9 protein-coding genes and 1 pseudogene are annotated in these 9340 nt (G+C 57.4%); 1 reads left to right on the plus strand and 9 read right to left on the minus strand.

Annotated features, from left to right (window positions below):
* A partial coding sequence (locus ACKLKD_RS26885; protein WP_268102226.1) for an EAL domain-containing protein occupies positions 1-275 on the plus strand: 275 nt, incomplete at its 5' end.
* A gap of 22 nt (positions 276-297) precedes the next feature.
* Here ACKLKD_RS26885 and ACKLKD_RS26890 read toward each other — a convergent pair.
* The 9 genes and pseudogenes from ACKLKD_RS26890 to fecI form a co-directional block, all read right to left on the minus strand.
* A pseudogene (locus ACKLKD_RS26890) lies at positions 298-556 on the minus strand (IS66 family transposase); the annotation flags it as partial.
* 60 nt (positions 557-616) lie between these two features.
* Entirely contained in the window at positions 617-943 is a 327-nt protein-coding gene (tnpB, locus tag ACKLKD_RS26895) for an IS66 family insertion sequence element accessory protein TnpB (RefSeq protein WP_224232351.1), read from the minus strand.
* A gap of 53 nt (positions 944-996) precedes the next feature.
* A complete protein-coding gene (gene fecE / locus ACKLKD_RS26900; RefSeq protein ID WP_004152282.1) occupies positions 997-1764 on the minus strand; it encodes a Fe(3+) dicitrate ABC transporter ATP-binding protein FecE in 768 nt (255 codons plus the stop codon).
* On the minus strand, positions 1765-2721 hold the full coding sequence (gene fecD / locus ACKLKD_RS26905) for a Fe(3+) dicitrate ABC transporter permease subunit FecD (RefSeq protein ID WP_004118246.1): 957 nt from the start codon (positions 2719-2721) through the stop codon (positions 1765-1767). It lies immediately after the preceding gene.
* Entirely contained in the window at positions 2718-3716 is a 999-nt protein-coding gene (fecC, locus tag ACKLKD_RS26910) for an iron-dicitrate ABC transporter permease FecC (RefSeq protein ID WP_004118243.1), read from the minus strand. Before fecC ends, fecD begins: the two co-directional genes overlap by 4 nt.
* On the minus strand, positions 3713-4615 hold the full coding sequence (gene fecB / locus ACKLKD_RS26915) for a Fe(3+) dicitrate ABC transporter substrate-binding protein FecB (protein WP_004182127.1): 903 nt from the start codon (positions 4613-4615) through the stop codon (positions 3713-3715). The genes fecC and fecB overlap by 4 nt, the downstream gene beginning before the upstream one ends.
* Positions 4616-4659: 44 nt before the next feature.
* Positions 4660-6984 (minus strand): TonB-dependent Fe(3+) dicitrate receptor FecA, encoded by a 2325-nt coding sequence (gene fecA / locus ACKLKD_RS26920; RefSeq protein ID WP_032413356.1) that lies wholly within the window; start codon positions 6982-6984, stop codon positions 4660-4662.
* Positions 6985-7070: 86 nt separating this feature from the next.
* On the minus strand, positions 7071-8024 hold the full coding sequence (fecR, locus tag ACKLKD_RS26925) for a ferric citrate uptake sigma factor regulator FecR (RefSeq protein WP_004118237.1): 954 nt from the start codon (positions 8022-8024) through the stop codon (positions 7071-7073).
* Positions 8021-8542 carry an RNA polymerase sigma factor FecI gene (fecI, locus tag ACKLKD_RS26930; RefSeq protein ID WP_004118235.1) on the minus strand — a complete coding sequence of 174 codons (522 nt, stop codon included), beginning with the start codon at positions 8540-8542 and terminating at the stop codon, positions 8021-8023. The genes fecR and fecI overlap by 4 nt, the downstream gene beginning before the upstream one ends.
* Positions 8543-9340 lie beyond the last annotated feature (798 nt).

The following is a 9340-nucleotide window of genomic DNA, read 5'->3' on the forward strand; positions in this document are numbered from 1 at the left end:
CAAGCGGCCCCCATATTGAATGGCTGACGGTACTGGATTTCGATGAGATAAAAATAGACCGTATTTTTATTGCCAATATTGATGACCCGGTGAAGCGAGCGCTACTTGTTTCTGTGGTGAAAGGGTTACGTGGTACTGGCAAACCACTGGTGTTTGAAGGGGTGGAAACGCCAGGACAGTTTGAATTCGCCTGTTCTCTTGGCCCCGGTTACCTAGTTCAGGGCTGGTATACCGGAAAACCCGAAACAATATCTGCGATGAATATTCAGGGTTAAAACGATACGGGGCCCGGCCCGTATCGGCAACCCGACCCGTCAGCGTATCGCTTTCTGTCTGAAGCCGGTTCAGGTCGGATTCTATCTGCGCGATGCGGCGGGAGATTTATTCAGAACGACTGCCGAAGTTCATCCGGCGAAGCTTATCCAGCTGCGCCTGCAGATGGTCTATTTCGCGCTCCCGGTCGGCCTGCTTTTCCAGCAGGGCGCGGTTCAGCGCTTCCTGTTCGGACAGGAGCTGTTTCAGCAGAAGGATGTCGTCAGGGGGAGGTGTTGTTCATAAGCCCGCATTTTACCAGGCTTATTCAACGACAACCAGGATAAAGAGGCCTACAACATGGTCAGGGACGTAAGCAGTCTTTAGGCTGCCGCCAGTCGATGCCTTCCAGAAGCATTGCCAGCTGCGCCGGGGTCAGGAACACTTTGCCATCGCGGGCAGAGGGCCAGGCGAAGCGGCCGCGTTCCAGCCGTTTGGTCAGCAGGCACAGCCCGTCGCCGGTGGACCACAGCAGTTTGACCTTACTGCCGCTGCGGCCCCGGAAGATGAAGACATGGCCGGACATCGGGTCATCTTTCAGCATCGTCTGCACCTTTGCGGCGAGACCATTGAAGCCGTTGCGCATGTCGGTGATACCGGCAACCAGCCAGATTTTGGTGCCTGTTGGCAGGTGGTTATCACTTCCTTTATCTGTCCTGTGATGATCCTTATGACTTCGCCAGACTACTTCACCACACACATGGGTCTGCCAGATACCGGTTCGGGATGGATTTCCGCTTCTACGCTGAACACCGTCTTTAGAAGCTCTGGTTTCATCACTGCTTCCGGAGCACCTTGCGCCATCACGCGACCGCTTGCCAGTACCACCAGATGATCGCAATAGCGGCTGGCCTGATTCAGATCGTGGAGTACCGTCACTACGGTTTTCCCCTGCCTTTTGAGTTCAACCATCAGGCGCATCAGTTCAACCTGATGATTGATATCGAGGTAGGTCGTAGGCTCATCAAGAAGAATGAGTGGGGTATCCTGTGCCAGCACCATCGCCAGAAACGCACGCTGGCGCTGGCCGCCGGAAAGCTGGGTTAACCTGCGGTCAGCCAGATTGCGCGTCCGGGTCTGACTCATTGCCACGTTGACCCGCTCGTTGTCTTCCGCGGAGAGTCGCCCCCACAACGACAGCCACGGGCTGCGGCCGTAGGAAACCAGTTCCCGTACAGTGATCCCCTCGGGGGATAAATGGTGTTGCGGCAGTAAAGCCAGGCGGCGAGCCAGCTGGCGGGCGGAAAAACCGGCTATGGGTTTTTCATCAAGCAATATCTCGCCAGAGTCTGGTGTTAACAGGCGAGAAAAACAGTTCAACAGCGTCGATTTCCCGCAACCGTTAGGGCCGAGCAGGGCCGTGATTTTTCCGGCAGGCAGGGCGAGAGAAAGTCCATCCAGCACGGTTTGTGCGCCATAGCTGACGGTCAGATTTTCAGTACGTAATCTCATTTATCGCATTCTCACAAGCAGCCAGACAAACCACGGTGCGCCGATAATGGCGGTCAGCACGCCTGCCGGAAGCTCCAGCGGCGGATGAATGATTCGTGCCAGCAGATCGGCAATGACCAGCAACAACGCGCCCGTCAGGGCCGAAACGGGCATCAGCCAGCGGTGACGCCCGCCGGCGATCCTGCGCACCATGTGCGGCACGACGAGACCAATAAAACTTATCGGGCCACAGACGGCCACGCCGGTTGCTGTCATCGCGACAGCCAGCATCAGCCCCTGGAACCGGGTGCGCTGAACCGACACGCCGAGCGTGGCTGCTCGTGCATCGCCCAGCGCCAGCAGGTCGAGATCGCGACAAAAGCGCAGGCTCAGCGGCAAAAACAGAATGAGCAACGGCACGGCAATCTTCACAAAGTGCCAGTCGCGCCCCCATAAGCTACCCGTCAGCCACAGCAGGGCACTGTTTACATCCTGCGGGTGCAGGAGCATCAGGTAATCCGTCAGGCTCGCCCAGCAGGCGGAAAGCGCCACGCCGGTGAGCGCCAGCTTCATCGGCTGGTGGGTCTTTGCCAGCATCTTCAGCAAGATCAACCCCGCCATACCGCCCGCAAAGGCCAGCAGCGGCAGCACCATCACGGATAGTGATGGCATAAGAAGCAGTGCTCCCACAGAGGCAAGGCTGGCGGCATGGTTAATGCCGAGAATATCCGGTGATGCTAGCGGGTTACGCACAATCCCCTGTACCAGCACGCCCGCCACGGCGAGGGCTGCACCGACAAACAGTGCCAGCAGCAAGCGCGGCAGTCGGTACTCCATCAATACATAATAATGCTCGCGTCCGTCCTGCCAGTCTGTCAGCAGCGCGCGCCACGGCACGGGGATCACCCCCATATGGAGTGATAACAGCGCACAGCCTGCCAGGGCAAGGGTGATGAAAATGACCAGCGCAATTTTCATCCTCGCCTCCTCACCAGCCAGACAAAGCAAGGACTGCCAATTAGCGCCAGCACTGCGCCTGCGGGCAGATCGCCGGGGAAGGCCAGCGCGCGTGCGAGTACATCTGCCATCAGCATCAGCGTGGCCCCCAGCAGCATGCTCACCGGCAGTACGTTGCGCTGATCGAAGCCTGCCCAGAAGCGCGCCAGATGTGGCACCAGCAGGCCGATAAACGCCACCGGACCTGCCACACTGACGCACGCGCCAACCAGAAGCAGCACTAACATATTGATGATCAAACGTAGTCTCGGCAGGTTCACTCCCAGCGTATGGGCGGTACTGTCGCTGACGTTGAGCAGGTTCAGTTGATTCGCCAGCAGCAACACGACAGGGACTGCAGTGACCACCACCGGCAAGAGCTGCCAGACATCCTGCCAGTGGGCGTGGGACACTCCGCCTGCCAGCCAGTAAAAGATGCCGTAAGCATGATCTTCGGCCAGCAGCAGGGTGATGCGGGTCAGGGCCATACAAAAGGCCGACAGCGCGATACCCGCGAGGATCAGTTTGTTTCTGTCCTGGGTATGACGAAACCCGCCTCCTGCGGTCATGACCAGCAGCCAGCTCACGCCGCCCCCGCATGCCGCGATGAACGACAGGGAATAGCCTGCAACCGGCGTCGGACTCAGCGCGCTGGTAAGCGCCATAGCCAGCGCCGCGCCGCTGTTAATGCCGAGCAGTGAAGGAGAGGCCATTGGGTTGTGGGTCAGGGTTTGCAGCAGCGTGCCCGCGAGCGCCAGGCTTGCGCCGATCAGAACGGCGACCAAGCTTCGCGGCAAACGAAGGTTTTGCACCAGCGCTTCTGGTAGCGTTGGCGTGTGTCCAGGCAGCAGGGCGCGTATTGCGTCTGCTCCGGAAACAGGAATGGCCGAGTAGCAAAACAGACTCAGCCAGAAAATAATAATAAGTACTGCAACGGGAAGCCCCCACAGCAGCACCGGGTGTTTTAGCGCGGTCATTTCACATCGGTAAGCGGCTGATGGTGGAAGATTTTTACCGTGTCAGCGGCAATTCGCTCTGCGGCAAAAATACCGCGCATCCGCGCCCAGGCGTTACTGTCGACTGAAGCAACCTGCTGCTTCTGCGCGGCGGTTAATATCTGCCAGAGCGGATCTTGTTGCCAGCGTTTAACAATGCTCTCTTCGCGATAGTGGGCAACCAGCAGCCAGGCAGGATTGACCGCCAGCAGTTGCTCCAGGCCGATGGACGGCATGGACGCGCCCGCCATCGCAGCGGGAACGTTCAGCCCCAGAGAAGCCAGCACGCTGCCGGTCCAGGTCTCCTGGGTATGCAGGTTGAATAGCTGTTCGCGTGATGTGCCAAAGGCCACGCGTGTCCCTGTGGGAAGCTGGCTGGCCCACTGCGCCATCTTCTCTTTATGTTGTTCCAGACGCGCCTGCATCTCTCGTTTTTTACCTACCACTTCGCCGATGATAGCCGCTGAGTGCAAATTTTCAGCGTAGGTTTCGTTGCGGGACTTAAGCAGCAGTACCGGCGCGATTTGCTGCAAGGCGGTGTAAATCCCCGCATGGCGACTGCTGTCGGCAATGATCAGGTCTGGTTTCAGGGCAGCAATGGCTTCCAGGCTCGGCTGCGCGCGCGTTCCGACGGACTGCCACGGTTTCAGGTGCGCACGCACTTCGGGCAGGATGCGTTTTGCATCGTTATCGTCGGCAATACCGATCGGGCTGACGTCCACGGCGGCCAGCGCATCGGCGAACGAGAGTTCCAGCACCACAATCCGTTGTGGCGTTTTATCGAGTGTAAACGTGCCGTGTTCGTCCTGAACCGTGGCGGCAAAGGCGTGGCCGATCACCAGCAGCAGGCCTGCAAAAATAAAACGGATAAATGCCAACATAGTCACATTCCAGCTAAAAGCCCGGCAAGCCGGGCGTTAACACATCAGAACTTCAACGACCCCTGCATATACAGCGTGCGCGGCTGGCCTGCGTAGATGCCTTTGTTGTTGTCGTCATAAGAGCGGATGAAGTAGTCCTGGTCGAAGATGTTTTTCACACCGAACGCCAGGTTCAGATCTGCCATCTGCGGGCCAAAGTCATACGCCACGCGTGCGCCCCAGAGCATGAAGCCGGGAATGCGGCCGGTACTGCCGTCGGCGCTCTCTTTCACCGTATTGGCGTTATCCGCAAACTGGCTGGACTGGAAATCGCTGTTCAGATTGAACGTCCAGTTGCCCGGCTTGTAGTCCACGCCCAGCGTGCCTTTATGTTTCGGGGAGAATGGCACCTGATTGCCATAGGTGTCGCCTTTCTCGCGGATTTCCGCGTTCACATACGCATAGCTGGCGTAGACGGAAACGTTATCAAGCGTTGGCGTTAGCGTACCCAGGTCGTAACGTGCCTGCGTTTCCAGCCCGGTATGGCGCGTTTTGCCACGTGCAGTGACGGTGTCGTTGGTCTGGTTGGAGTCGTACTGATTGTTAAAGTTAATCAGGAACAGCCCCATTTCCGCCGTCAGCGCGCCGTCGTCGTAGCGGGTACCGAGTTCCCAGGTTCGCGCTTTTTCCGGTTCCACATTGCCGCTTTGCACAGCCTTGCCAATCTGGCTGTACTGTACGGTGCCGAACGAGCCTTCAGTGTTTGCATAAAGATTCCAGCTGTCAGTCAGGTGATAGAGCACGTTCAACGCCGGAAGCGGTGCGTTATAGCTCACCTCTTCGTGCGTGCCTTTAATGGCGTTGTTCTGGTATGACTCGATATGTTCGAAACGCATACCCGGCGTGATGGTCCAGTTGCCGATGTCGATTTTGTCATCCAGATACCAGGCGTGCGCCTCGGTGCCGGAACGCGTGTCGCGGTCGTAAGGGCTTGAGCCGGACGGCAACTGCCCGCTGCTGGTGGCGGTGTAGTAACGCATTTCATGCGTTGATTCATTCACATAGCGATAGCCCACGCCCACTTCGTGCGCGGAAGGGCCGATCATAAAGCTCTGGCTGTAGCGTGGCTCAATACCGCGCACCCAGTAGTTACGCGGCGAGAGGGTGATGCGTTTGCCTTGCTCCAGGTAGCCGCTGCGCAGGGTTTGGGTGTAGAACCCCTGAATGTTGAATTTATGCTGGCTGTCCGGCTGGAACTGGTAGCCCAGGCTCGCCAGCTTGCGACGGCCCCAGAAGCGGTCATACGGGCGGGTGGATTGCCAGCGATCGGCGTCGTAATCCGCGCGGGACAGGCCGCCGGGCATGTCGGCTTCACCATCGTAATATTGCAGCAGGCTGTTGAAGGTGTGCACCTCATTCGGCGCATATTTGCTTTTCAGCATCAGGTCGTCGATGCGGGTGGCGCTGTGCTCGCGCCAGTCACTGCCGCGCGTGCCGGAGTAGAGCAGCGCGGTGCCAAAACCGTTGTCCGCTGTGCCGCCCACCATCAGGTTGTGCGTCTCTTTCGGGTTGTTTTGTGAAGAGGTTGGGCTGAGCTGACCTTCCACCCCCGCCTCGATACCAAAGTCCTGCGGAATGGCGCGGGTAACAAAGTTCACCACGCCGCCCACGCTCTGCGGTCCGTAACGCACCGCACCACCACCGCGCACCACGTCAATGGCATCCATGTTGCCGAGCGAAACGGGAGCCAGTGAAAGCTGCTGCTGACCGTAAGGGGCAAAGGGGACGGGGATGCCGTCCATCAGGACGGTCGAGCGGCTGGCGAGGCGTGGGTTCAGGCCCCGGATGCCAAAGTTCATCGCCAGGTCGTGGCTGCCGGTGCCGTTGTTTTCCGGCGCGCTGACGCCAGGGATGCGGTTAAGCACCTCACGCATGGTGGTTGCGCCGGTTTTGGCGAAATCCTCACGGCGGATCACGTCACGCGCGCCAGCATGTTCAAATACGTCGTTTTCACGCGCATCGCCCAGCCAGTCGCCGACCACGGTCAGGGCATCTTCTTTTGGCGCGGGCGCGGTCTCCAGCGTCCAGCTGTTATTTCCCAGCGGTTTTACCTGCAGTCCGCTGCCGTCCAGCAGCTGTTGCAGGCCGCTCTCGACGTCGTAATCTCCGTGCAGGCCGTTGCTCTGCTTGCCGCGCGTCAGGCTGGCGTCAACCGAGAGGGTAATTCCGCTGTGTGCGGCATACTGATTGAGCGCTTTGTCGAGCGATCCCGGTGCGATATCAACCTGTGCAGCAAAAGCGGAAAACGAGAGACCGGCCAGCGGCAGCAGGCTCAGGCGAATGGTGTTAACCAAAGGTGTTGTTTTACGAAAAACGCGTAACGGCGTCATACCTTCTCCATCATCATTTTTGTTGTGTTCAGCTATGAGTCGAACGAGAAGGGTAAAAAGGACAATCGAAATGAGAATTATTTTTCTTACAGCGGTGAAATGTTTATCCAGTACCGCGTAATAGACTGAATTTTAACGGGAAGCGTTTGAGCGATAACGTTCAGGATCGCATCGGTATTTTTCAGCGGGAACGTCCCGCTCAGGCGCAGCCCGGCAACGGCGGGATCGCAGCGCAGCACGCCGTTGCGGTAACGGCTTAGCGTGGCTATCACCTCACCCAGCGGTTTATCGCTGAAGCTCAGGATGCCCTTCGTCCAGCTTGTACTCTCGTCATCCAGCGGTTTCACTGCGCCAAACTCAGAGGCGCTGAACTGCAGGCTTTCACCAGCGTTCACGATGCGTTTTTGCGCGGGGGCACTGGCGAGAAGCACTTCCACGGCGTGCTGCTGCACGTCAAGCTGCGTGAAATTATCCTGCTGGCGGACGGTAAATTCTGTCCCTAAAGCGGTGAGTTGGCCCTGACGGGTCAGGACGCGGAAGGGGCGTTGCTGCGCATCTTTCGCGGTAGTAATGGCGATTTCACCGTACCAGAGCCGGACGGTGCGCTGATGCGCATCAAAACGCACATCCGCCGCGCTTTGGGTATTCAGCGTGAGCAGGGAGCCATCTTCCAGTTGCTGACGGCTGACTGCACCTTTGGCGGTGCGGTAATCTGCCCGCAGACCTTCGCCGGTTTCCGACTGCCAGAGTTGCCAGCCTCCGCCAGCGCCGAGCAACAGCAGTAATCCTTTCATCACGTGGCGGCGGGTGAGGCGGGTATCGTGCAGCGCCCGGCTGGCAACGTCGCCAGGCACACCGCCAAGCTGGTTGCGCAGGTTTTCAACCTGCTGCCAGGCCCACTGGTTATCCTGATCCTGTTCATACCACTGTTGCCAGCGCGCTTCCTGTTGTGGGCTGACGCGCTCGCCGCTTAGCACGGCATACCAGTGGGAAGCTGAACGCAGCGCCTGACGGCGGGAATCGGTTAACGAAGGATTCATAACCCATGCTCCAGACGAAACAGCAGGCAGTGCTCGACGGCTTTCGCCACGTATTTTTTCACGGAGCTGACGGAAACACCGAGTTTGTGCGCAATCTCGCTGTATGTCAGGCCATCCAGTTGCGAAAGCAGAAACGCTTCACGTGTTTTTCCGTTTAGCCCGTCCAGCATGCTGTCGACGAGTTGTAGGGTCTCGAGCTGGCTTTCGCGTTCCTCAGGTGAAGGCGCTACCCCCTCCGGCATAAGCGCCAGCATCTCCAGATACGCTTTTTCCAGCGCGTTTCGGCGAAACAGGTCCACCATCACGCGTTTGGCGATAGTGCACAGGAAAGAGCGAGGATCGCGGATCGTCGAGAGCGTTTCGCTGCTCATTACCCGCAAAAAAGTGTCCTGGGCAATGTCATCTGCATCAAAGGCAGACTGGAGTTTGCGCGTCAGCCAACTTTTCAACCAGCCGTGATGGGTGCCATAAAGCGACTCGAACGTTAAGGAAGCTGTGGTAGTGGCACGGTCAGACATGCGGAGTGCATCAAAAGTTAATTATCACGTAGCCATATTAATATGAGAATGGTTATCATTACAATTGGAAATAAAATTGTTTCCAATAAACATTTTTAACATGTTGTTTTTCTAAGTGTTATAAGGTAGGTATAAAATGGGATGGATCCTCTGCTTCTGGCATCTGTCGGTCAGAATGACATCATGATGTGGTCTGCTATTATTGACATCCTCCCCGCCCTTTAGGGCGGGGAGGATGTCAACTATGAGTGTTGCCTGAAATGTCGCCAGCCCCCGGTACAGCAGAAGTATCTCGGGCTTTCTGCGTTTGCTCCTGGTGGGTATGGCCCCCGCAAGCGGGGGTTATTGCTAACTGTCGTTTCAACAAAAAGTAACTTTTTTCACTTTGCCCCTCAGTACAAATTAGGGGCTTGCCGCGGATGTACCATGCCTGAATATCTTCGAGTGATGATTTGGTGCGGCTTTGTTGAATAAATCAGATTTCGGGTTCCACCTGACTGACCTGCTGCCAGAGCGGGGCGTGATGCTCCGGCACGGTCTGCCAGCCGGATGCAGCCGAACAGAGACGGTGCGATGCCATCTGCTGCTCATTATTTTCTTATCAAGGCGCAGCACAGGAGTCATTCGGCATGCTTATATATTAGCTGCAATAATATTATGCTCAGGACCATAGGGGAAATGAGTTATGTTCTCTGCTGCCATTTCGGTTACGACCAGGATATCGTGTTCGCGGTAACCACCGTGCCCCGGCATGCTCTCCGGGGATTTGTTGAATAAATCGAACTTTTGCTGAGGGGA

The organism is Klebsiella sp. 10982, assembly GCF_048589245.1.
GTDB classification, from domain to species: Bacteria; Pseudomonadota; Gammaproteobacteria; order Enterobacterales; family Enterobacteriaceae; genus Klebsiella; species Klebsiella quasivariicola.

Coding starts and splice junctions, on each gene's coding strand:
- fecE (WP_004152282.1), bottom strand. CDS start 1,764: ATGAGATTACGTACTGAAAATCTGACCGTCAGCTATGGCGCACAAACC.
- fecD (WP_004118246.1), bottom strand. CDS start 2,721: ATGAAAATTGCGCTGGTCATTTTCATCACCCTTGCCCTGGCAGGCTGT.
- fecC (WP_004118243.1), bottom strand. CDS start 3,716: ATGACCGCGCTAAAACACCCGGTGCTGCTGTGGGGGCTTCCCGTTGCA.
- fecB (WP_004182127.1), bottom strand. CDS start 4,615: ATGTTGGCATTTATCCGTTTTATTTTTGCAGGCCTGCTGCTGGTGATC.
- fecA (WP_032413356.1), bottom strand. CDS start 6,984: ATGACGCCGTTACGCGTTTTTCGTAAAACAACACCTTTGGTTAACACC.
- fecR (WP_004118237.1), bottom strand. CDS start 8,024: ATGAATCCTTCGTTAACCGATTCCCGCCGTCAGGCGCTGCGTTCAGCT.
- fecI (WP_004118235.1), bottom strand. CDS start 8,542: ATGTCTGACCGTGCCACTACCACAGCTTCCTTAACGTTCGAGTCGCTT.